Here is a 20,713-nt window from a genome sequence, read left to right as displayed (position 1 = left end):
GACCGGAATGCACCGCGGTCTGGCGGCGATCAGCCGGCGGGACGGGCAGCTCGGAACCCCGATGCCCCCACCCGACGCCCTCTATGACTAATAGTCATAGTGGAGTATGACTGTTAGTCAGTGCAACCCCGGCGCGACATCCGGCCCCGGAGATGCGGCCGGCGCCGGCGGCGCAGTCGCAGCCCGACGACCGCCAGCACCAGAAGGTCGAACCCGAGCAGGAGCAGCACCCACGGCTCCGTCGGCACGCCGTGCGAGTGGCCTCCGCCCGTTGACCCCGAGGGCCCGGGCGGGTCGACCGCGTCGGAGCGGTCGACAGCCGGGCCGGCGGCGTCGGGCCGGCCGGCACCCGCAGCGGCGGCGTCCGGCCCCGCGTCCCGGCGCACCACGAACCGGATCGTGCCGGTGAGCTCACGGCCGGCGCCGAACTCGGCGTGATAGGCGACCAGGTAGGTCCCGTCGCCGGCTGGCGGCACCGCGACGCTGACCGTGCGCCCCCGCACGGTCGGCCGGCCGACCCGGGCCGTGCCGTCGGGGGCGGCCACCGACAGGTGCGTCCCGGACACGGTCGGCGGGCGGTCGAAGGTCATCGTGACCTCGGACGGCGGCTGGGCACGTACGGCCCGGTCGGCGGGCGCCGCGGCGACCAGCCGGACCGGGGCCGCCGCGACCAGCACGCCCAGGAGCGGTACGCCGAGGGCGAGTGCCGCCACCGCGAGACCGGCGACCCGGCCGGCGCCCACCGCCCGGGCGGGCCGGACGGCGGGGCCGGCCATCTCAGGCCTCCGCGACCGCGGTAGGCCGGCAGCTGCACTTCATCAGCGCCTGCTCCCGCCAGGTCGGTCGCAGGTGCAGACCGATCGCGATCACCATCGGCGCGAAGACCACGGCGTTGTAGAACAGGTGCAGCTCGACCCGGGGAAACACGACCTGCGCGAGGCTGGTCGGCACCGCGCGGCCCAGCAGGTACTGGCCGGTGAGGGCCTGCACCAACAGCAGCAGATGCTCCAGGTGATGCCACACCTGGACGCCGAGGGCGATGCCCCACCACAGCCGGGCCCGACCGACGAAGCCGGTCCGCAGCAACCAGAAACCCGCGAGCATCACCAGTGCGTAGCCGTAATGCAGCCACTCCGACTCGACCAACCACGGGAAGGGCAGACCCAGCAGGCCACGAGCCTCGGGCCGGCTCCAGCCGAGGAGCCAGATCTGAGCGGCCTGCACCAGATGCTCGGCCCAGTGGGCGAGCACGACGAACATGAAGACGTTGAGCGCGGCACGGTGCCAGGTGGTATTCAACGTCGCCAGGAGCGACGGAGGGTCCACCGGCCCAAGCTGCTGGGGACGGGCGGTCATCTGACCTCCGGGGATCGGCGCGTACGGCACGGCCGTCGCGGTCTCGGAACGCCCCCGACGGTAGGAGGGTTCCCCGCTGACAAACCTCTTACCGCTTGCGCTCCGCTCCCTCCACCGAGCACACCCCTGGTCGCGGCGCCCCGGCTGCGGCGCGGTTCAGCCGAGCTTCCGGGTCAGCGTCTCGAACACCAGGTCCGGCCGGAGTGGCAGCCCGAACCGCTCGTCGCCGTACGGGAACGGGGTCAGCTCGCCGGTGCGGGCGTAGCCGCGGCGCTCGTACCAGGCGATCAGGTCCTCCCGCTGCCGGATGACGGTCATCCGCAGCGCACCGACGCCCCACTCGTCGCGGGCGAACCGCTCGGCCTCGGCCAGCATCGCCCGGCCCAGGCCGCCGCCCTGCCGGCCCGGCGACACGGCGAACATCCCGAAGTACGCGTGGTCGTCCCGGCGCTCCAGCTGGCAGCAGGCCGCGATTCCGGCCCCGTCCTCGACGACCAGCACCACCCCGTTCGGGTCGGTCACCGCCGCGCCCACCATCGCCGCGTCGGCGCGCTGGCCGTCGATCAGGTCCGCCTCGGTGGTCCAGCCGGCCCGGCTGGACTCCCCCCGGTACGCCGACTGGACCAGGTCGACGAGGGCGGGCACGTCGGCGGGTCGGGCCAGCCGGGCGGCGCGGGTTCCAGCGCTGGTCATCGGTGCTCCCAAGGTCGCGGCAGGTGCCGGACCAGCGTACGACCCGGGCGGTCGTGCTGATCGGAAGGGTCGCTGAGCCGCCCCAGCGGACACGGGGCGCCGCGACCCCGACCTGTCACCTGACCGTCATGTGGTCGTGGGGTGACCGCCATACCGGTTGGCCAAGGTGGGCCGACGCGGTCCGCGCACCAGCATGGTGGGCCGACGCGGTCCGCGCACCAGCATGGTGGGCCGACGCGGTCCGCGCACCAGCATGGTGGGCCGACGCGGTCCGCGCACCAGGAGGCAGGGGCGAGCCCGCCGGGCCCGGCGCCCGAGCGGCGGCGCCGCCGGCCCGTACCCGGAAAGGACACCAGGATGACCGCCGTCCCGGACGCCCACGTGCTGACGTTGATCTGCGACAGCTGCGGCGACACCGTCACGGACGCCGCCTCGCCGCTCACCGACGCCGAGGTCGTCTGGCCCCTGCTGGCCGAGCAGGCGTGGACCGGCTCGCCGCTCGCAGCCGGGCCCCACCACTGCCCGCACTGCAGTCGCCAGCCCCGATCCGCCGGCGGGCACCACGCGCGGTGCGCGGGGCACGGCCCGGGTGGCATCGCCGGCATCGACCACCGAGCCGGGGTGACCCTGGTCGCCGCCACCGGTGACATCGACCTGGACAGCGGCGACACGCTGCGCGCGGCGCTGCGGCACGCGGCCGACATGGGCGGCGACGTGGTGGTCGACCTGGCCGAGGTGCACGTGATCGACTCGACGGGGCTGAGCTTGCTGGTCCGCGCCCACCGGGACGCCCGCGCCCGGGGGGCCGAGCTGTGCCTGGCGGCGCCGCCCCCGTTCGTGCGTACGGTGTTGCACACGATGCGGTTGGAGGCGGTCTTCCCGATCTTCGACGGCGCCGACGAGGCCGTCGCGGCGCTGACCCGCGACCGCGCCGGCCGGCCGGTTTCCGCCGCCCGTCGGTGAGCCCGGTCAGTGCCGGCGCCAGGCCACCGTCCCGGCAGTCGCGGCGGCCAGGCCGGCGGCCGTCAGGAACCGGTGCCGGGACAGCCAGGCCTGGGCGCTGTGCGGGTGTGACCGGCCGCTGAACTCGCCCTGCGCGCCGTGATCGCGGCCCTGGGGTCCGTCCGCCGGTAGCCACAGGTTCCCGGGCCGGTGCGGATCGGCGGGCTGGTCGGTCTGCTGCGACTGGTATCCGGTGCGGGCCAGGTACCGGTCGAGCAGCCCCGGCGCCAGCCGGTTGCCGAGGATGGTCAGCGCGGTGGAGGCCCCGACCCAGTACGCCCGGCGGCCGGGCCGGTCGGCGGCGGCCACGATGGCCCGGGCCGCGACCACCGGCTGGTAGATCGGCGGTACGGGTTGGGCGTGCCGGGACAGCCGGGACGCCAGCCAGTCGAACTGCGGGGTGTTGAGCGCGGGCAGGTGCACCATGGTCACCTTGACGTTGCTCCGGTCGTGCATCAGCTCGCAGCGCAACGCCTCGGTGAAGCCGACGATGGCGTGCTTGGACGCGCAGTAGGTGGCCTGCAACGGGATGCCCCGGTACGCCAGCGCCGAGCCGACCTGCACGATGGCGCCCCGGTCGCGGGGCGCCATGTGGTCGAGCGCGACCCGGGTGCCGTGCACGTAGCCGAGGTAGGTGACCTCCATGGCCCGGCGGAACTCCTCCGGCCGGGTCTGCCGGAACGGGGCGAAGATCGAGCTGAAGGCGTCGTTGATCCACAGGTCCATCGGGCCGAGTTCGGACTCGACGCGCCGCCCGGCGGCGACGACCTGGTCGTAGTCGGCCATGTCCACCTCGATCGGCAGCGCCCGGCTGCCGGCGGCGCGTACCTCCTCGGCGGCCGCGTCGAGCCCCTTGCGGCCCCGGGCCAGCAGGGCGATGGCGATACCCCGCCGGGCCAGCAGGCGGGCGGTGGCCCGGCCCACCCCGGCGCTGGCCCCGGTGATCACCGCGACCCGTGCGTGCTGTGGGTTCCGGCCCATCCCGCCCTCCCGGTCTCGTCGCTGTGCGGTCCCGGCGTCTACCCGGTGCCGGCCGAGCTACTCCGGACCGCCGGTCGGGTGTGCGGCGGTACGGAGCGGGTAGCCGCTGCCGGTGGGCCGCGACGACCATCCGCCCGGGGCGCAGACGGCGACGCACGCACCGAGCGTGCTGCGCGAGTACGCGCTGCTCGCCGACGGTCGGCGCGGCGCGCTCGTCGGACCCGACGGCAACATCAGCTGGCTGTGCGCCCCCGGCTGGGCCGACCCGCCGGTGTTCAGCAGGCTGCTGGGCGGTCGCGGCGACTATCTGGTGACCCCGGCCAATCCCCGCTTCGTCTGGGGCGGCCACTACGAGCCGGCGTCGTTGGTGTGGCTGAGCCGGTGGGTGACCACCGACGGGATCATCGAGTCCCGGGAAGCCCTGTGCTACCCGGGCGAGCAGCGACGGGTGGTGCTGCTGCGCCAGATCCGCGCGGTCGACCGGGACGCGGTGGTCCGGGTCCGGCTCGACCCGAGGGCCGACTTCGGCCGCGAGCCGGTGCGCGACGCGCGACGGGAGGGTTCGCACTGGCTGGCCCGCTCGGGCAACCTGTACCTGCGGCACAGCGGCGGCGAGGGGCTGCGGCCCACCGGCGACGGTGCGCTCTGCGGTGAGCTCACCGTGCCCGCCGGCGGCCGGCACGACCTGGTGCTGGAGATAGCCGACCGGCCGATCGAGGACGAGCCGCCCCAGCCGTCCGAGCTGTGGCGCACCACCGAGCACACCTGGCGGCAGGCGCTGCCACCGCTGGCCGGCGGCCCCGCGCAGCGCGACGCGGTGTTCGCGTACGCGGTGCTGCGCGGGCTGACCCGGCCCGGCGGCGGAATGGTGGCGGCGGCCACGACGGCGCTGCCGGAACGGGCGCTCGCCGGCCGCAACTTCGACTACCGCTACGCCTGGTTGCGGGACCAGTCCTTCGCCGGACACGCCGCCGCGCGGATCGGGCGGTACGACCTGCTGGACGACGCGGTCGCCTTCCTCTCCGCGCGGGTGCTCGCCGACGGGGACCGGCTTGCCCCCGCGTACACCGTCGACGGCGGCCCGATGCCGCCACCGCACGGGCTGGAGTTCCTGGCGGGGTATCCGGGGGCGCCGCCGCGCACCGGGAACTGGGTGAGCGGGCAGTTCCAGCTGGACAGCCTCGGCGAGGTCCTGCTGCTGCTGGCGACCGCCGGGCGGCACGACCGGCTGACCGACGACGGCTGGCGGGCGTTGGACTCCACCGCGCGGATCGTGGCGGAGTGCTGGCGGCAGCCGGACTCGGGGATCTGGGAGTTGTCGGCCCGGCAGTGGACGCACTCGAAGCTCACCTGCGTGGCCGGCCTGCGTTCGGCCGCTGGGATCGCGCCGCGCGGCCTGGCCGGACGGTGGGTGGCGTTGGCGGACGCGATTCTCGCCGGCGCGGCGGCACACGGCCTGCATCCGTCCGGTCGGTGGCAGCGGGCGTACGACGACGGGCGGGTCGATGCGGCGCTGCTGTTTCCCGCGATCCGCGGCGCGGTGCCGGCGGACGACCCCCGCACCGAGGCGACCCGGCGGGCGGTCCTGGCCGAGCTGGAGTGCGACGGGTACCTGTACCGGTTCCGTCCGGACCGCCGCCCGCTGGGCGACGCCGAGGGCGCGTTCCTGCTCTGCGGGTTCGGCGCGGCGCTGGCCGCGTGGCAGGCCGGCGACGTGGCCGAGGCGCAACGCTGGTTCGAACGCAACCGCGCCGCCTGCGGCCCGCCGGGGCTCTTCACCGAGGAGTACGACGTGCAGCAGCGGCAGTTGCGGGCGAACCTGCCGCAGGCGTTCGTGCACGCGTTGATGTTGGAGACGGCGGTGACGCTGGGCCAGGCCACGCCGTGCCGGCCGCCCGGCTGACCGGCCGTCACGACCCGGAGATGAGCGCCAGCCCGGTCTCCGGATCGACCCGCTTGGCCAGCTCCGGCGCCACCTCCGAGATGATCACCTCCAGCGTCGGCCAGACCCGGCCGCGCAGCAGGTGCCCGCCGACCGTGCCGCCGTCGCGGCGGCCGAGGACCGCGTGCACGTGCAGCACCGGCGTGCCGTCGCGGGCCGCGACGTCGCCGAGCAGCGAGAGCACCTCGACCTGCTCGGCCACGGGGATCCGCCGGTAGTCGCCGGCGTCCCGGTCGAACCAGCCGACCTCGGCGTCGGCGAACCCGCCGACGGCGGTCACCCGGGCGGCGCGTATCCCCTGCTCGCGCAGGGCCGCCCCGACGGCGGCGACCGCCTCCTCCCCCTGGTCGCAGACCACCACCAGGACCCGGCCGGTCTGCTGGCGCACCTCGCGTGCCCGCATCGTCGAACCTCCTCCGCCTCAGGCCACCCGGTACCGGTCCGCCTCGCCGGCCCGCAGCGTCAGCCCCACGCCCGGCCGGTCCAGCGGAACGGCCGCCGCGCCGCCGGTGGCCGGCACCGCGCCGTCGAAGAGCATCGACTCGATCCGGACGTGGTCGTGGAACCACTCGACGTGCCGCAAATTGGGGGTGGCGGCGGCGACCGCGAGGTGCTGGTGGGGGGCGCAGTGCGCGGAGACCTCCAGCCCGGCCGCGGCGGCCACCGCCGCCGCCCGCAGGAACTCGGTGATCCCGCCGCACCGGGTGACGTCGATCTGGAGGCAGTCGACGTACGGCGCCATCCGGTGGAAGTAGACCAGGTCGAAGCCGTACTCGCCGGCGGCCACGTCGGGCAGCACCTGGTCGCGCACCTGGCCGAGGCCGGCCAGGTCGTCGGAGCTGACCGGTTCCTCGTACCAGCGCACGTCGAGGTCGTCGGCGGCCCGCATCACCCGGACGGCCTGCTTGCGCTGGTAGCCGCCGTTGGCGTCCACGTACAGCTCGGCCTGGTCGCCGATGGTGCGCCGGGCGGCGGCCATCCGGGCCAGGTCGCGGGTGGCCTCGTTCCCCCCGGACTCGCCGATCTTGATCTTCACGCGGGGGATGCCCTCCTCGTGCACCCAGGCGGCGAGCTGCCGGTGCTGGCGGGCGGCGTCGTAGGTGGTGAAGCCGCCGCTGCCGTACACCGGGACGCGCCGGCGGGCGGTGCCCAGCAGCCGGGCCAGCGGCAGGCCGAGCCGGCGGGCCTTGAGGTCCCAGATCGCGCAGTCGGCGGCGGAGAGGGCGAGCCCGGCGACGCCCGGCCGGCCAGCGTTGCGCAGCCGCCGGCGCATCGCCGCCCACGCGGCCGGCACGTCGTCCGGGTCCAGCTCGGCGACCACCGGGGCGAGCAGGTCGGCCACCACGGGCAGCACGGCCGGCGGACCGTAGGTCCAGCCCAGGCCGGTGTGCCCGTCGGCCGTCGCGGAGACCAGCACCAGCGTGGTGGCGTCCCAGGCCAGGGTGCCGTCGCCCTCCGGGGCGTCGGTGGGCACCCGGTACGCGGCCACGCTCAGCCGCACGCCGTCACCGCCCCCGCCGGGCGGCCCGGACGGCGAGCGCGGCCACCGGCGCCAGCGCGGCCAGGGCGAGGGCCGCCGCGGCGGCCCAGCGGGCGGCCCGGGGTGGCGGGGTGGGCCGCTCGGCCCAGCTCCACTCGGGCCGGGCCGGCACCGGGCCGCCGCGCAGGCCGGCGCGGAGCAGCTCGGCGAGGTGGATCGCCCGGCGTCCGGCCGCGGCGCTCTGCGCGACCTGGGTACGACAGCTGAAGCCGTCGGCGAGGATCACGTCGGTGTCGGCGGCGTCCCGTACGGCGGGCAGCAGCACCCGTTCGGCGCACGCCTCGGAGACCTCGTAGTGGCCCTGTTCGAAGCCGAAGTTGCCGGCCAGGCCGCAGCAGCCGGAGTCCAGGACGTCGGCGTGCACCCCGGCGGCGGCGAGCACCGCCCGGTCGGCGTCGGTGCCGAGGATGGCGTGCTGGTGGCAGTGGGTCTGGATCAGCGCGTGCGCCGGCAGTCGCGGTGGCCGCCAGCCGGGGGTGTGCTCGTGCAGCAGTTCCGCCAGGGTCACCGTCTGCTGGCGCAGCCGGGTCACGTCCTCGTCGACGGGGAACAGCTCGTGGGCGTCGCTGCGGAACACGGCGGTGCAGCTCGGCTCCAGGCCGACCACCCGGGTCCCGGCCCGCAGGTGCGGGCGCAGCACGTCGACGGTCCGCTGCAGCACCCGCTTGGCGACGTCGAGCTGGCCGGTGGAGATCCAGGTCAGGCCGCAGCAGACCGGCTGGTCGGGCACCCGGACCCGCCAGCCGGCGGCCTCCAGCACCTCGACCGCCGCCCGCCCGATGTCGGGGTGGAAGTGGTTGGTGAAGGTGTCCGGCCAGAGCAGCACCTCGCCGCGCGAGCCGTCCCCGCCGGGGGTACGCCGGGCGAACCAGCGCTGGAAGGACTCGGTGGCGAAGAGCGGGATGTCCCGGCGCCGGTCGACGCCGCCGAGCGCCTTGGCGAGCCGGCCCAGGGCCGGGGCCTGCGCCAGCGCGTTCACCAGCCGGGGAGCCCGGCCGGCGACGGCCGCGGCCAGCGGCAGCCAGCCCATCGAGTAGTGCGACCGGGGGCGCAGCCGGCCCGCGTAGTGGTGGGACAGGAACTCCGCCTTGTAGGTGGCCATGTCCACGTTGACCGGGCAGTCCGCCTTGCAGCCCTTGCAGGCCAGGCAGAGGTCGAGGGCGTCGCGGACGGCGTCCGAGCGCCAGCCGTCGCCGATCGGGCCGCCCCGGGCGGTGCCGTCGAGCATCTCGAACAGCAGCCGGGCCCGGCCTCGGGTGGAGTGCTCCTCCTCCCGGGTGACCATGTACGACGGGCACATCACCCCGCCGTGCTCCCGGCGGCACTGGCCGACGCCGACGCAGCGCAGCACGGCGCGGCTGAAGCTGCCGGAGTCGTCGGGGTAGCGGAACCGGGTGTCCACGTCGCCGTGGTTGAAGTCCACGCCGAGCCGCAGGTGGCTGTCCAGCGGGTAGGGCGCGACCGCCTTGCCGGGGTTCATCCGGTCGTCGGCGTCGAAGATCGCCTTGCACTGGCCGAACGCCCGGATCAGCCGGTCACCGAACATCTTCACCAGCAGCTCGCCGCGGGACTGCCCGTCACCGTGCTCGCCGGAGAAGGAGCCGCCGTACGTCACGACCAGGTCGGCGGCCCGCTCGACGAAGGAGCGGTACTGGCGCACGCCGTCCGCGGTGGTCATCACGAACGGGATGCGGGTGTGCACGCAGCCCTGCCCGAAGTGCCCGTACAGCGACGCCTGTTCGAATCCGTACTCGTGGAAGAGGCGGTCCAGGTCCCGCAGGTAGTCGCCCAGCCGTTCCGGGGGGACCGCGGAGTCCTCCCACCCCTCCCAGGTGTCCCGCTCCCCCGGCACCCGGGCGGTCGCGCCAAGCCCGGACTCGCGGACCCGCCACATGTCTTCCTCGTCGGCCGGGTCGTCGAAGCGGTGCACGCCCGGCCCGCCGCCGTCGCGGCACAGGTCGTCGATCAGGCGCGCGGCGGCCGCCTCCGCCTCGGCCACGGTGTCGCCGCCGAGCTGCACCATCAGCCAGCCGCCGCCGGCGGGAAGCTTGTGCAGGGCGGCCGGGTGCAGGTGCTTGCGCTTCTCGAAATTGATCAGCTTGTCGTCGAGGCCCTCCAGCGCGACCGGACGGTGCGGCAGGACCCGGGGCACCGCGTCGCCGGCGGCGGCGATGTCCGGGTACGACAGGAACACCATCGACGTGGCCCGCACCACCGGCACCAGCCGCAGCCGGGCCCGCAGGACGGTGACCAGTGTGCCCTCGGAGCCGACCAGCGCCTGCCCGACGTGGAAGTTCTTCTCCGGCAGCAGGCTGTCGATGTTGTATCCGGAGACCCGGCGCGGGATGTGCGGGTACCGGGCGCGGATCTCGGTCAGGTACTCGTCGCGCAGCTCCCGCAGGGCCCGGTAGATCTCGGCCTGGCGGCCACCCCGGCGCTGGATCTCGGCGTACCGCTCGTCGCTGGTCTCGCCCACCCACATCCGGGTGCCGTCGTACAGCAGCACCTCCAGCTCGACGACGTTGTCGACCGTTTTGCCGCTGCGTTGGGCGGTGGAGCCGCAGGAGTTGTTGCCGATCATGCCGCCGATGGTGCAGTGGCTGTGGGTGGAGGGGCGCGGCCCGAACTCCAGCCCGTGCGGCGCGAGCAGGTCGTTGAGCGTGTCGAGCACGATGCCCGGCTCGACGAGGCAGGTCCGCGCGGCCGGGTCGACCGCCAGCAGCCGGTTGCAGTACTTCGACCAGTCGATCACCACCGCCACGTTGGTGACCTGGCCGGCCAGGCTCGTGCCGCCGCCCCGGGAGAGCACGGGCACGCCGTGCCGCCGGCAGACGGCGACCGCGGCCACCGCCGCCTCGACCGTACGGGGCAGCACCAGGCCGAGCGGCACCTGCCGGTAGTTGGAGCCGCCGGTGGCGTAGGCGGCCCGGGAGCCGTCGTCGAACCGCACCTCCCCGTCGACCTCGGTGGACAGGTCGGCGGCGAGGGCGGCCAGGTCGACGTCGTGCGCCGGCGCGGGTGGCCGCAGGACGGGGTCGGGCAGCGGCACGCCGGCGACCGGGGCCGGCCGGGCTGCGGTCCGCCGGATCACGACCGCAGCTCGTTGATCTTGTCGCGGGCCACCGTGGTGAGGGTGGCGGCCTTGTGCGGCTGGCCGCGCAGGAACGCCTCGGTGAAGTGCTTGGCCTGGTCGTAGCCGACCTTGCCCGGCATCGGCGGCTCGTCGGGGTTGACGTCGCAGTCGACCAGCGCCGGGCCGGGGTGGGACAGCGCGTCGCGGATCACCCCGGGCAGCGCCCTGGGGTCGGTGACCTTGGCGCCGTACCCGCCGCAGGCGCGCGCCCAGGCGGCGAAGTCCGCCTCCGGCTGCCGGTGCCGCACCGCGTACTCCGGGTAGCCGAGGACGATCTGCTCCCAGAGGATCTGCCCGTACGAGTTGTTGTTGTTGATGATCACCTTGATCGGCAGCTGGTGCCGCGCCGCGGTGAGGAACTCGGCCATCAGCATGGCGAACCCGCCGTCCCCGACGAACGCGATCACCTGCCGGCCGGGGAACGCGTGCTGCATGGCGATCGCGTACGGCAGACCGGGCGCCATGGTGGCCAGGTTGCCGGAGAGGTAGAACTCCCGGCGGCCGCGGATGGTCCAGTGCCGGGCCGACCAGGTGGCGATGGTGCCGGAGTCGCAGGTGAGGATCGCGTCGGAGGTGGCCGCCTCGTCCACGCAGCTGATCAGGTACTGCGGCGCGATCGGGTCGCGGGTCGGGTCCTGCAGGGCGACCATCTCCGCGCGCCACGCGTCCCGCTCCCGCTGGTACTTGGTCAGGAAGGACCGGTCGGTGCGGGCCGCCAGCAGCGGCAGCAACTGCCGCAGCGCGACCCCGGCGTCGGCGGTGACCGGGGCGTCCACCGGCAGCCGCATCCCGATCAGGCTGGCGTCGATGTCGATCTGCGCCACCCGGGCCTGCCCCGGCGCCGGCAGGAACTTCGCGTACGGGAAGGAGGTGCCGACCATCAGCAGGGTGTCGCACTCCTCCATCAGCTCCTCGCTCGGGCGGGTGCCGAGCAGGCCGAGGCCGCCGGTGGTGAGCGGATGGTCGTCGGGGACGACCATCTTGCCGGAGAGCGTCTTGACGATCGGGCTGCCCAGCGCCGCGGCGACCGCGAGCACCTCGTCGCGGGCGTGCCGGGCGCCGACGCCGACCAGCATGGCGATCTTCGTCCCGGCGTTGAGCAGTTCCGCCGCGCGGGCCAGGTCGGCCGGCTCGGCCGGCACCGCGGGACGCGACACGACCGGGCTGCTGGCCGGCGGCTCCCCGGGGCTCACGTGCCGGTACGGGTCCTCGTCGAGGGCCGCGACCTGCACGTCGTTGGGGAAGCTCAGGTGGGCGACGGTGCGCTTGGCCAGGGCGTTGCGGATGGCGATGTCGACCAGCCCGGGCAGCTGCCGCGGGTTGGTGACCATCATGTTGTAGACCGCGACGTCCTGGTACAGCAGCGGGGTGTGCACCTCCTGCTGGTAGTTCTGCCCGAGCACCGAGGTCTCCTGCATGCCGGTGATCGCCAGCACCGGCACGTGGTCGAGCTTGGCGTCGTACAGCCCGTTGAGCAGGTGGATGGCGCCCGGGCCGGAGGTGGCCACGCAGACGCCGAGCCGCCCGGTGGCCTTGGCGTAGCCGGTGGCCATGAAAGCCGCCGCCTCCTCGTGGTGCACCAGGACGAAGGTCAGCTTCTCCCGTTGCCGCCGGAAGCCCTCCATCAGCCCGTTGATGCCGTCGCCGGGCAGGCCGAAGACGGTGTCGACACCCCACTCCACCAGCCGACGGGCCAGGCTCTCGCCCACGATCTCCTGCACGTCACGCCTCCCGGTTGCGTACCGGCCCCGTGGGCCGCCGGCCGGTTGCCGGGCTACCCGTGCCCGTTCGCGTTGACCGTCCGGATGCCGCGCCTACCCGCACCGATTGGCGTTAAACGCCCAGATCCGGCCGGTTCTCCCGTCCCGGCCCGGCGGGCGGCCCCGGCGCCATCCCACCGGGCCGGGGCAGCGCCGGTCAGCCGGGCCGGCGGGCACGGGCCAGCAGGAAGCCGAGCACCAGGCCCACCCCCAGCGGCAGGGCGCTCCCGCCGACCGTGCCGCGCAACCGGCGCAGCCCCTGCCGGGGATCGACGACCGCTCCCGCGACGTCGCCGGCCGCGCCGACCGCCACGTCATCCATCCGACTCCTGCGCATCCCCGTACCGCCCTCCACTCGGTTGCCGGCTCGCCCTACCCGCCTGGTGGCCGGACAAACCGGGCGGGGCAGCCGGTGCGACCGCGGTCAGTCACCCGCGGCGACCTCCACCCGGGCCGGACCGCCGCCGCTGCCCCGGTCGTCGAGCACCAGCCGCGCGCGGCCCCCGACGGCGTACCGGACGTGGATGACCTGCGGGGTGTGCACGACCCGGATCGGGGTGAGTTCGATCCCTTCCCGCCCGTCCAGGTCGAGGCGTTCGTCCAGCAACCGCATCCCGGCGCCCAGCACCACGGGGGCGATGTGCAGCTCCAACTCGTCCAGCAGGCCGGCCTTCAGCACCTGCCGGACCAGTTCCCCACCGCCGGCCACGGCCACATTCCGGCCGTCCGCCACGGCCCGGGCCCGCTCGATCGCGGCGGCGACGCCGTCGGTGACGTAGGTGAAGCTCGTCCCGCCCCCACGGACCAGGGTCTCGCGGGGCCGGTGCGTGACGACGAAGACCGGCGCCCGGAACGGCGGCTCGTCGCCCCACGGCACCTCACCGCCGTCGGCCATCCGCCGGCCCATCACGTACGCCCCGGCGGCCGCGAACGTCTCCGCCATGATCTGGGAGTTGGTGTCCTGCTCGCCGCCGGCGAAGCCCAACCGCTCCCGCCAGGCCATCGCGTCGATCACCCAGCGGGTCACCCGGAAGAACCCGAGGCTCTCCGCCGACTCCATCCAGTTGCCGGTGCCGTCGTGCCTCGGTCCGGCGTAGCACCCGTCGAGGGAGACCGACAGCTGTGCGGTCACCTTGGTCATGGTCGTCGCTCCGTTCTCTCCCGCCCCCGGTCGGGGTGGTCATGGAGAGGTCGGAGCCGCGCGCCGGCTCCCGACAGCAGCCGGCGGAAAGATTTCGCCGCGCCCATCAGCCGGCTCGCCCGCCGCACCACGGTCGGTGCGGCGCGACGGCGTCTCCTAAGCTGCCAGTGGTAGCGGTTCGGTCGTCCTGTTCGGAGGGTGGGCATGCCGGCGGGTTCGGGCAGTGCAGGAGTGACCGGTGGCTAGGCGTGGTTCCCGGGCCGGTGGGGCCGGCAAGCCCCGGGCCGGCAAGCTGGTCCGCAAGGCGGTGGAGGCGCTGGACAAGCCCCGGGTACGCGGCCCGAACCCGGACCTGCCCCCGGTGACCATCAAGATCCAGCGCAAGCCGTTCATGCCGAAGGGCCCGTTCCAGCGCAAGACCAACGCGCTGAAGAAGCTCGGCGAGGAGGGCAAGCTCTACAAGGCCACCAACCCGGTCGCCCGCAATGACAAGATCACCAGCGACTACCGGCAGGACCTGATCAAGCGCATCCACGAGCAGTACGGCCGGCGCAACCCCGAGTTCTCCCGCAGGCTCATCGACCGGGTCACGGATCCGACCCGGATGCATCCCGACCACGTCTGGGAGCTGCAACTCGGCGGCCCGGACCACGCGAGCAACCTCAGATTCCTGCACGCCCGGACGAACACCGACATCGGTACCCGGCAGATCTGGCCGCAGATCCAGAACCTGACCGACGGCACGCCCATCAGGATCGAGGTGATCGAGTGAACGACGAGCTGCGCCGGCGGGTCGAGCGGATCCGGGCGGTGCTGGCCGACCGGGACGACGGCATCGTGCTCGGCGACTTCCCGCCCGGCCGCACGGTCGAGGCGGCCGGTCTCCCGCCCGGCCTGGCCGAGGTCGTCGCGATCACCGAGGGCCCGCGCGCCGGCGACCTGGTGCTGCTCAAGGCCGACCGGATCGGCGAGCCCGAGATACCCCTCGACGAGGTCGCCGCCGACGTCCCCGACCCCGGCAACTGGGTTCATGTCGGCGCCCGCAACTACGAGCCGCTGCTGGCCAACGCCACCACCGGCGAGGTGTGGTGGTTCCCCGACACCGGCGTGGTGTGGTACGAGAGCCACCTGTTCGAGAAGCTCGCCGACAACCCCGCCGACCTGGTGCTCGACTACCTGCTCGGCGACGGATACCTGGACATCGCCGGCCCGGACGACTGGTCCGCCCTGCTCGTCGCGCTCGGCTGGGCCGAGGACGACGAGGACGACGAACCCGGGGGCTGACCGCCACCGGGTGAGCCCGGGATGACCCGAACCCGTTGCTCCATCAAACGGGTTTGATGTATTTTCCGGTCATGGCGTCGCCGAGCCGGGCCGCCCCGGCGTTCTTACGGCTGGCCGCCCACCCGCTGCGGTGGCGGCTGTTGACCGTGCTCGCGCAGGGCGACCACCGGGTCCGGGACCTGGCGGCACTGGTGGGTGAGCCGCAGAACCTGGTCTCCTACCACCTGCGGCTGCTGCGCGACGGCGGGTTGGTCACCGCCACCCGCAGCAGCTTCGACGGTCGGGACAGCTACCACCACCTCGATCTGGACCGCTGCGCCCAGGCGTTGGCCGACACCGGCGCCGCACTGCACCCGGCGCTGCACCCGCCCGCCGCGCCGCAGTGCGCCGAGATCGGCCCGCGACGCTCGCCCCGCCCCGGCGTGCTGTTCGTGTGCACCGGCAACAGCGCCCGGTCCCCGATCGCCGAGGCCCTGCTGCGCCGGCACACCGGCGGCCGGGTCGAGGTGGCCAGCGCCGGCATCCGGCCCCGGGACCGCCTGCATCCCAACGCCGTACGGGTGCTGCGCGAGGAGTTCGGCACGGACGTCGCCGGGCAGCGCACCCGGCACGTCGACACGCTGGCCGGGCGCCGCTTCGACTACGTGATCAGCCTGTGCGACCGGGCCCGGGAGTCCTGCCCCGACTTCGCCGGCCAGCCCCGCAGGGTGCACTGGAGCATCCCCGACCCGGCCGCGGCCGGCGACACCGACCGGGCCAGCTATCCGTCCTTTCGGCGGGTCGCGGCCGAGATCCAGCGACGGGTCGGACACCTGACGCCCGTCCTCACCGCCAGCACCCGCCCGAAGGAGGCCCCGCAGTGACCGCATCCGACCGGTACGCCAGCGTCCGCTACCTCGTCGACGACGTCCAGGCAGCCGTCGACTTCTACACCACGCACCTCGGCTTCACCCTGAACTTCGACGCCGCGCCCGCCTTCGCCGATGTGGTACGGGGCCCGCTGCGGCTGCTGCTGTCCGGCCCGGCCAGTTCGGGTGCCCGCGCCACCCCCGACGACGCCGCCACCGCCGGACACAACCGGATCCACCTGGTCGTCGACGATCTCGACGCCACGATCGGCCGGCTGCGCGGCACCGGAGTGCCGTTCCGCAGCGACGTGGTGGCCGGCCCGGGCGGGCGGCAGATCCTGCTCGCCGACCCCGCCGGCAACCTCGTCGAGCTCTTCCAACCCGCGCGCCGGGCGGCGGCCACGCCGGTCACCGGCTGAGCGGATCAGGAGGCGCCGGCGTCCCGGCCGGCCAGCTGCGCCCGAGCGCGCCGGTGCTCCTCGGCGTCGATCTCGCCCGACGCGTACCGGCGGTCGAGGATCTCCTGCGGCGTCTCCCGGGTCTGCCGCCCGCCCTCGCCGTCCGGGCGCCGGACCAGCCGCAGCAGCGCCCAGACCAGCCCGGCGCCGAGCGCGAGCCACAGCACCGGAACCAGCGTCATCCACAGCCCGCCAGGGCCGTATCCGTACATCATCGCGTCACCTCCGGGGGCGGTCCCCACCCCGCCATCGTCACGCGGCCGGCGCTGCCGGGCCAGGGACCGCGGGCCCGGACCGCCGGGCCGTCCGGCCCCCCGGCGTACGCCGGCCGCCGGGACGGTGCCGCCCCGGGCGTCACCAACCGCTCTTGTCACACACCCCGTCGGCGTCCTGGGGTTCGGCCTGGAGGGTGGCGTGCTCGATGCCGAACCGGTCGTGCAGCACCTGCCGGGACCCGGCGAGCACGGCGGCGAGGTCGCCGCGACGGGCCAGGATCAGGTGCGCCGAGGCCACCTCCATGCCCGAGGTGAGGGTCCACACGTGCAGGTCGTGGACGTCGGCGACGCCGTCGACCGCGGCCAGCGCGTCGCGGACCTCGGCGACGTCGAGGTGCGGCGGCGCGGCCTGCACCAGCACGCGCACGGCCGCCCGGCCCAGCCGGTAGGTGCGGGGCAGGATGAACAGGCCGACCGCCACGGCGATGATCGGGTCGGCGTACCACCACTCGGTGAGGGCGATGACCGCCGCGGCGACGATCACCCCGACGGAGCTGAACAGGTCACCGAGCACCTCCAGGTAGGCGCCCCGCACGTTCAGGCTCTCCGTCGCGCCGGAGCGCAGCAGCAGGAACGCCCCGACGTTGGCCAGCAGGCCCGCCACCGCCACGACCAGCATCGGCCCGGCAAGCACCTCGGGCGGCTCGGCGAACCGGCGCACCGCCTCCACCAGCACGAAGATCGCCACGCCGAAGAGCAGCACGGCGTTGGCGAGCGCGGCGAGCACCTCCGTGCGGTAGAGGCCGAAGGTGCGCTGCCCGTCGCGGGAGGCCCGGCTCGCCGCGGTGATCGCGGCCAGCGCCATCCCGATGCCGAGCACGTCGGTGAACATGTGCCCGGCGTCGGAGAGCAGCGCCAGGGAACCGGTCAGCCAGGCGGCGACCGCCTCGACCAGCATGAACCCGGCGAGGAGGCCGAAGGCCGCCCAGAGCCGGCCCCGGTGCTTCGCACCGGCCCGCAGCACCTGCCCACCATGGTCGTGCCCCGCTCCCATGCCGCACTTCCTTCCCCGTCCACTCCCGCCAACATATGTTTACATTGCAATAAGTGCAAGTGGCGCGGGGGGATCTGCTTCCTGACAGACGGGCGTCCGCCGGCGCTACGGCAGCGTCGTCCAGTAGTCCCAGAAGCGGTGCAGGATCGCGGCGGCGACGGCGGCGTACCAGGCGACGAGGACGAGGCGGCCTCGACGCGCGCCACGGCGGGGGCGGCGCTCATTCGGCGAGGGCGCCGTCGATGGCCGCCGTCAGGTCGTCGGAGTTGCGCAGCTTGGTGAGCTGGCGGCCGTTGAGGCAGAACGTCGGGGTGCGCGGGCGCCGGTGACTTGATACAGCAATCGGTGTACTGTTGGCGCGTGGAGACGTTGACCCACGGGCAGGTGCTGGCCCGCTTCGGCCACGCGCTGTCCGACCAGACCCGGGCGCGGCTGCTGCTGGCTTTGCGCGACGGGCCGGGCTACCCGGCGCAGCTCGCCGACCTGCTCGGCACCACGCGGCAGAATCTCTCCAACCATCTGAGCTGCCTACGCGGCTGCGGCCTGGTCGTGGCCACCCCCGAAGGGCGACGCACCCGCTACGAGCTGGCCGACCCCCGATTGGCGCACGCACTGGGCGACCTGCTCGGCCTGGTCCTGGCCGTCGACCCCGCGAGCTGCCCCGACAGCGAGGCGAAGGGCTGCTGCTGATGACCCTGCCCCTCCTGCGGACCTCCGGCGGGCCGTCGGGCGACCGCCGCGCGGTGCTCACCCGCCGGGTCCGGCTCCTCGTCGCCGCCACCATCACCTACAACGTGATCGAGGCGGTCGTGGCGCTCGGCGCCGGCACGGTCGCCTCGTCCACCGCGTTGATCGGCTTCGGCCTCGACTCGATCATCGAGGTCTCCTCCGCCACGGCGGTGGCCTGGCAGTTCGCCGGCCGCGACCCCGAGGCCCGGGAGCGGACCGCCCTACGGATCATCGCCGTCTCGTTCTTCGCCCTCGCCGGCTATGTCGGCGCCGAGTCGATCCGCGCGCTGCTGGGCGGCGCCGACGCGGGGCACTCCCCCGTCGGGCTCGCGCTCGCCGCGCTGTCCCTGGCGATCATGCCGGGCCTGTCGTACGCCCAGCGCCGCGCCGGCCGCGAACTGGGCTCCCGCACCGCGGTCGCGGACTCCAAGCAGACCCTGCTCTGCACCTATCTCTCAGCGGTCCTGCTCGTCGGCCTCGGCCTCAACAGCCTGTTCGGCTGGTCCTGGGCCGACCCGCTCGCCGCCCTGGTCATCGCCGCCGTCGCCGTCAAGGAAGGCCGCGACGCCTGGCGTGGGGACGCCTGCTGCGCCGCCCCCGCCGCCGCGGCTGTGCCCTGCGGCTGCTCGTCCAACTGCCCAGCGGACGACCGGTAACCCGCGGGCAGGGTTTGCGCAGGTCAGGTGCGGGTAAGTGGCGGCTCATGATCGCATTGATCGTTGCTCTACTGGTGGTGTGGCTGGTCCTGGCGATCGTCGGCCTGGCGGTCAAGGGTCTGTTCTGGCTGTTCGTGGTCGCGGCGATCCTCTTCATCGTGACCGCGGTCATCGGGTGGATCCGCAGACGGGTGTAGGGGCGCCGACCCGGCCCGACCGCGGATCAGCGGCAGGTAGATCTCGTCGACGATCTCCACCAGGACGTCGTCCGGCGCGGTCTGGGCGCCCCGGACGACGTACTCGTTGCGCAGCAGCACCACCGCGACGGTGGCCACCCGGGGATGCAGCGCCGACGCCGGGGCCTCGCCGCGGGTGACGGCGCGTTCGAGCACGCCGAGCCAGAGCAGCGAGCCGGCGTCCGCCGACGCCTCCCGCAGGCCGGCGAGCAGGTCCGCCTCGGTCGCGGCGGCGGCCAGCAGGTCACGCTGCACCGCGCCCAGCGGTGAGGAGAACTGCCGATTGACCCGGCGCAGCAACTCCAGCACGTCCTCGCGGAGGCTGCCGGTGTCGGGCACATCCGTGGCGGCGGCGGCCAGCCGGCGATAGGCGGCGATGCCCAGCGCGGCCTTGCCCGGCCAGCGGCGGTACACCGCGTTCTTGTTGGTCCCGGCCCGCCGCGCGACGGCCTCCATGGTCAGCCCGGCGTACCCGGACTCGACCAGCTCGTCGGCGGCGGCCCGCAGGATCGCGTCCACCAGCACCGCGCCGCGCCGTCGTCTCACCCACCCATCCTAGGGTACGCACCGTCTCCTTTTTAGGGTACGTGCCGTACCCTGTCGGCATGCGCACCCGAGGAATCACCTATGACACCGGCTGGGCCCTCGGCCCCGGCCCCACCACGCACGAGCCCTTCGACCCCGAAACGGTCCGCCGGGACCTGCGGGTGATCCGTGACGACCTGCACTGCACCGCCGTACGGATCACCGGCAGCCGGCCCGAGCGCCTCGAGGTCGCCGCCCGGCACGCCGCCGACGCGGGCCTGGAGGTCTGGTTCTCGCCCTTCACCAACGACCTGACCACCGAGGAACTGCTGGACCTGCTCGCCGACTGCGCCGACCGGGCCGAGCGCCTCCGCCGCGACGGCGCCGAGGTCGTACTGGTCACGGGGGCGGAACTGACCCTGTTCACCCGCGGCTTCCTGCCTGGCGACACGCTGGACGAGCGGCTCGCGCTGCTGTCGCGGCCGGACCGGCTGCGCGAACTCTTCCCCACGATCCCGCCCCGACTCAACGCGTTCCTCGCCGAGGCGGTGGCCCGGGTCCGCGAGCGCTTCGGCGGCCGGATCAGCTACGCGGCCCTGCCCTCCGAGCGCGTCGACTGGGCCCCGTTCGACGTCATCGGTGTGGACCTCTACCGCTCGAAGGAGAACGCCGACGTCTACGAGCACGCCCTGCGGGTGCTGGCCGAGCAGGGCAAGCCGGTGGCGGTGACCGAGTTCGGCTGCACCACGTACCGGGGCGCGGCGGACCTCGGCGCCCGCGGCGCGTTCCTGGTCGAGTGGGACGGCACGCGAGGGCGGGAGCTGACCCGGGAGCTGGACCGCGACGAGCAGGAGCAGGCGCGGTACCTGCGCGAGTTGGTCGAGGTGTACGAGCGGGAGCCGGTGGACGCCGCGTTCTGGTGCACCTTCGCGGCGCGCAACCTGCCGCACCGGCCCGACCGTGGACGGGCCGACCTCGACCTCGCCTCGTACGGCCTGGTCAAGGTGCTCGACTCGGGGCGGTGGGAGCCGAAGGCCGCGTTCCACGCGATGGCCGAGGTCTACGCGCCGCAGCCCTGACCGCCGCACCACCGGTCCGCCCCGGGACGTGAGCTGAAAGGCCGGGGCCCTTGTTGACACACGGGTGTCAACAAGGGCCCC

At 74.3% G+C, this 20,713-nt stretch carries 22 protein-coding genes and 2 pseudogenes; 9 read left to right on the top strand and 15 right to left on the bottom strand.

The window, feature by feature from the left end; translation table 11 throughout:
• Nucleotides 1-113: 113 nt before the first annotated feature.
• From AB0H57_RS22015 to AB0H57_RS22005, 3 genes are all read right to left on the bottom strand, one after another.
• A complete protein-coding gene (locus AB0H57_RS22015; protein WP_357509238.1) occupies nucleotides 114-776 on the bottom strand; it encodes a copper resistance CopC family protein in 663 nt (220 codons plus the stop codon).
• Between the two features lies 1 nt (nucleotide 777).
• Nucleotides 778-1,356: a hypothetical protein gene (locus tag AB0H57_RS22010; protein ID WP_357509236.1), complete on the bottom strand. Its 579-nt coding sequence runs from the start codon at nucleotides 1,354-1,356 to the stop codon at nucleotides 778-780.
• A 156-nt stretch (nucleotides 1,357-1,512) separates the two neighbouring features.
• Nucleotides 1,513-2,049 carry a GNAT family N-acetyltransferase gene (locus AB0H57_RS22005; RefSeq protein WP_357509234.1) on the bottom strand — a complete coding sequence of 179 codons (537 nt, stop codon included), beginning with the start codon at nucleotides 2,047-2,049 and terminating at the stop codon, nucleotides 1,513-1,515.
• A gap of 357 nt (nucleotides 2,050-2,406) precedes the next feature.
• On the opposite strand from AB0H57_RS22005, the gene AB0H57_RS22000 reads away from it, so the two are divergent.
• Entirely contained in the window at nucleotides 2,407-3,012 is a 606-nt protein-coding gene (locus tag AB0H57_RS22000) for an STAS domain-containing protein (RefSeq protein ID WP_357509232.1), read from the top strand.
• A 6-nt stretch (nucleotides 3,013-3,018) separates the two neighbouring features.
• Here AB0H57_RS22000 and AB0H57_RS21995 read toward each other — a convergent pair whose 3' ends face one another.
• Nucleotides 3,019-4,032, bottom strand: a complete 1,014-nt coding sequence (locus AB0H57_RS21995; protein ID WP_357509230.1) for an SDR family oxidoreductase — start codon at nucleotides 4,030-4,032, stop codon at nucleotides 3,019-3,021.
• 112 nt (nucleotides 4,033-4,144) lie between these two features.
• Here AB0H57_RS21995 and AB0H57_RS21990 point away from each other — a divergent pair, with 112 nt between their 5' ends.
• Complete coding sequence (locus tag AB0H57_RS21990; protein ID WP_357509228.1) at nucleotides 4,145-5,935, top strand: glycoside hydrolase family 15 protein; 1,791 nt, start codon at nucleotides 4,145-4,147, stop codon at nucleotides 5,933-5,935.
• 7 nt (nucleotides 5,936-5,942) lie between these two features.
• Here AB0H57_RS21990 and AB0H57_RS21985 read toward each other — a convergent pair whose 3' ends face one another.
• The 6 genes from AB0H57_RS21985 to AB0H57_RS21960 form a co-directional block, all read right to left on the bottom strand.
• Nucleotides 5,943-6,377, bottom strand: a complete 435-nt coding sequence (locus AB0H57_RS21985; RefSeq protein WP_357509226.1) for a DUF296 domain-containing protein — start codon at nucleotides 6,375-6,377, stop codon at nucleotides 5,943-5,945.
• 18 nt (nucleotides 6,378-6,395) lie between these two features.
• The gene (locus AB0H57_RS21980) at nucleotides 6,396-7,475 is read right to left on the bottom strand and encodes an enolase C-terminal domain-like protein (RefSeq protein WP_357509224.1); all 1,080 of its coding nucleotides are present in this window, start codon (nucleotides 7,473-7,475) and stop codon (nucleotides 6,396-6,398) included.
• 4 nt (nucleotides 7,476-7,479) lie between these two features.
• Nucleotides 7,480-10,605: an FAD-linked oxidase C-terminal domain-containing protein gene (locus AB0H57_RS21975; RefSeq protein ID WP_357509222.1), complete on the bottom strand. Its 3,126-nt coding sequence runs from the start codon at nucleotides 10,603-10,605 to the stop codon at nucleotides 7,480-7,482.
• Nucleotides 10,602-12,368, bottom strand: a complete 1,767-nt coding sequence (locus AB0H57_RS21970) for a thiamine pyrophosphate-dependent enzyme (protein WP_357509220.1) — start codon at nucleotides 12,366-12,368, stop codon at nucleotides 10,602-10,604. Before AB0H57_RS21970 ends, AB0H57_RS21975 begins: the two co-directional genes overlap by 4 nt.
• 196 nt (nucleotides 12,369-12,564) lie before the next feature.
• Nucleotides 12,565-12,729 carry a hypothetical protein gene (locus AB0H57_RS21965; RefSeq protein ID WP_357509218.1) on the bottom strand — a complete coding sequence of 55 codons (165 nt, stop codon included), beginning with the start codon at nucleotides 12,727-12,729 and terminating at the stop codon, nucleotides 12,565-12,567.
• 102 nt (nucleotides 12,730-12,831) lie between these two features.
• Entirely contained in the window at nucleotides 12,832-13,548 is a 717-nt protein-coding gene (locus AB0H57_RS21960) for a dihydrofolate reductase family protein (RefSeq protein ID WP_357509216.1), read from the bottom strand.
• A gap of 238 nt (nucleotides 13,549-13,786) precedes the next feature.
• On the opposite strand from AB0H57_RS21960, the gene AB0H57_RS21955 reads away from it, so the two are divergent.
• The 4 genes from AB0H57_RS21955 (at nucleotide 13,787) to AB0H57_RS21940 (ending at nucleotide 16,099) form a co-directional block, all read left to right on the top strand.
• Complete coding sequence (locus AB0H57_RS21955; RefSeq protein WP_357509214.1) at nucleotides 13,787-14,320, top strand: endonuclease; 534 nt, start codon at nucleotides 13,787-13,789, stop codon at nucleotides 14,318-14,320.
• Nucleotides 14,317-14,832, top strand: coding sequence for a hypothetical protein (locus AB0H57_RS21950; RefSeq protein WP_357509212.1), 516 nt, complete (start codon nucleotides 14,317-14,319; stop codon nucleotides 14,830-14,832). Before AB0H57_RS21955 ends, AB0H57_RS21950 begins: the two co-directional genes overlap by 4 nt.
• Before the next feature lie 71 nt (nucleotides 14,833-14,903).
• A complete protein-coding gene (locus tag AB0H57_RS21945) occupies nucleotides 14,904-15,695 on the top strand; it encodes an ArsR family transcriptional regulator (RefSeq protein WP_357509210.1) in 792 nt (263 codons plus the stop codon).
• Nucleotides 15,692-16,099, top strand: a complete 408-nt coding sequence (locus AB0H57_RS21940) for a VOC family protein (RefSeq protein ID WP_357509208.1) — start codon at nucleotides 15,692-15,694, stop codon at nucleotides 16,097-16,099. Before AB0H57_RS21945 ends, AB0H57_RS21940 begins: the two co-directional genes overlap by 4 nt.
• 5 nt (nucleotides 16,100-16,104) lie before the next feature.
• Here AB0H57_RS21940 and AB0H57_RS21935 read toward each other — a convergent pair whose 3' ends face one another.
• The 4 genes and pseudogenes from AB0H57_RS21935 to AB0H57_RS21920 form a co-directional block, all read right to left on the bottom strand.
• The gene (locus tag AB0H57_RS21935; protein WP_357509206.1) at nucleotides 16,105-16,353 is read right to left on the bottom strand and encodes an SHOCT domain-containing protein; all 249 of its coding nucleotides are present in this window, start codon (nucleotides 16,351-16,353) and stop codon (nucleotides 16,105-16,107) included.
• Nucleotides 16,354-16,492: 139 nt separating this feature from the next.
• The gene (locus AB0H57_RS21930) at nucleotides 16,493-17,407 is read right to left on the bottom strand and encodes a cation diffusion facilitator family transporter (protein ID WP_357509204.1); all 915 of its coding nucleotides are present in this window, start codon (nucleotides 17,405-17,407) and stop codon (nucleotides 16,493-16,495) included.
• Nucleotides 17,408-17,512: 105 nt separating this feature from the next.
• Nucleotides 17,513-17,593: pseudogene (locus AB0H57_RS21925) on the bottom strand (Vitamin K epoxide reductase); the annotation flags it as partial.
• Nucleotides 17,594-17,627: 34 nt separating this feature from the next.
• Nucleotides 17,628-17,720 (bottom strand): annotated as a pseudogene (locus AB0H57_RS21920) (disulfide bond formation protein DsbA); the annotation flags it as partial.
• A gap of 47 nt (nucleotides 17,721-17,767) precedes the next feature.
• Here AB0H57_RS21920 and AB0H57_RS21915 point away from each other — a divergent pair.
• Nucleotides 17,768-18,097, top strand: a complete 330-nt coding sequence (locus AB0H57_RS21915) for a metalloregulator ArsR/SmtB family transcription factor (protein ID WP_357509202.1) — start codon at nucleotides 17,768-17,770, stop codon at nucleotides 18,095-18,097.
• Nucleotides 18,097-18,792, top strand: a complete 696-nt coding sequence (locus tag AB0H57_RS21910) for a cation transporter (RefSeq protein WP_357509200.1) — start codon at nucleotides 18,097-18,099, stop codon at nucleotides 18,790-18,792. The genes AB0H57_RS21915 and AB0H57_RS21910 overlap by 1 nt, the downstream gene beginning before the upstream one ends.
• 68 nt (nucleotides 18,793-18,860) lie before the next feature.
• On the opposite strand, the gene AB0H57_RS21905 is transcribed toward AB0H57_RS21910, so the two are convergent.
• Nucleotides 18,861-19,574, bottom strand: a complete 714-nt coding sequence (locus AB0H57_RS21905) for a TetR/AcrR family transcriptional regulator (protein ID WP_357509198.1) — start codon at nucleotides 19,572-19,574, stop codon at nucleotides 18,861-18,863.
• 59 nt (nucleotides 19,575-19,633) lie between these two features.
• On the opposite strand from AB0H57_RS21905, the gene AB0H57_RS21900 reads away from it, so the two are divergent.
• On the top strand, nucleotides 19,634-20,632 hold the full coding sequence (locus tag AB0H57_RS21900; protein ID WP_357509196.1) for a hypothetical protein: 999 nt from the start codon (nucleotides 19,634-19,636) through the stop codon (nucleotides 20,630-20,632).
• Nucleotides 20,633-20,713: the final 81 nt, after the last annotated feature.

The sequence above is a fragment of the Micromonospora sp. NPDC050686 genome, assembly GCF_040654475.1.
GTDB lineage: Bacteria > Actinomycetota > Actinomycetes > Mycobacteriales > Micromonosporaceae > Micromonospora.
Note: the sequence above shows the minus strand (reverse complement) of the source record. Positions and strands in the feature narration are given on the sequence as shown.

Coding starts and splice junctions, on each gene's coding strand:
- AB0H57_RS21945 (WP_357509210.1), top strand. CDS start 14,904: ATGGCGTCGCCGAGCCGGGCCGCCCCGGCGTTCTTACGGCTGGCCGCC.
- AB0H57_RS22005 (WP_357509234.1), bottom strand. CDS start 2,049: ATGACCAGCGCTGGAACCCGCGCCGCCCGGCTGGCCCGACCCGCCGAC.
- AB0H57_RS21995 (WP_357509230.1), bottom strand. CDS start 4,032: ATGGGCCGGAACCCACAGCACGCACGGGTCGCGGTGATCACCGGGGCC.
- AB0H57_RS21935 (WP_357509206.1), bottom strand. CDS start 16,353: ATGATGTACGGATACGGCCCTGGCGGGCTGTGGATGACGCTGGTTCCG.
- AB0H57_RS21930 (WP_357509204.1), bottom strand. CDS start 17,407: ATGGGAGCGGGGCACGACCATGGTGGGCAGGTGCTGCGGGCCGGTGCG.
- AB0H57_RS21910 (WP_357509200.1), top strand. CDS start 18,097: ATGACCCTGCCCCTCCTGCGGACCTCCGGCGGGCCGTCGGGCGACCGC.
- AB0H57_RS22010 (WP_357509236.1), bottom strand. CDS start 1,356: ATGACCGCCCGTCCCCAGCAGCTTGGGCCGGTGGACCCTCCGTCGCTC.
- AB0H57_RS21900 (WP_357509196.1), top strand. CDS start 19,634: ATGCGCACCCGAGGAATCACCTATGACACCGGCTGGGCCCTCGGCCCC.
- AB0H57_RS22000 (WP_357509232.1), top strand. CDS start 2,407: ATGACCGCCGTCCCGGACGCCCACGTGCTGACGTTGATCTGCGACAGC.
- AB0H57_RS21985 (WP_357509226.1), bottom strand. CDS start 6,377: ATGCGGGCACGCGAGGTGCGCCAGCAGACCGGCCGGGTCCTGGTGGTG.
- AB0H57_RS21965 (WP_357509218.1), bottom strand. CDS start 12,729: ATGGATGACGTGGCGGTCGGCGCGGCCGGCGACGTCGCGGGAGCGGTC.
- AB0H57_RS22015 (WP_357509238.1), bottom strand. CDS start 776: ATGGCCGGCCCCGCCGTCCGGCCCGCCCGGGCGGTGGGCGCCGGCCGG.
- AB0H57_RS21960 (WP_357509216.1), bottom strand. CDS start 13,548: ATGACCAAGGTGACCGCACAGCTGTCGGTCTCCCTCGACGGGTGCTAC.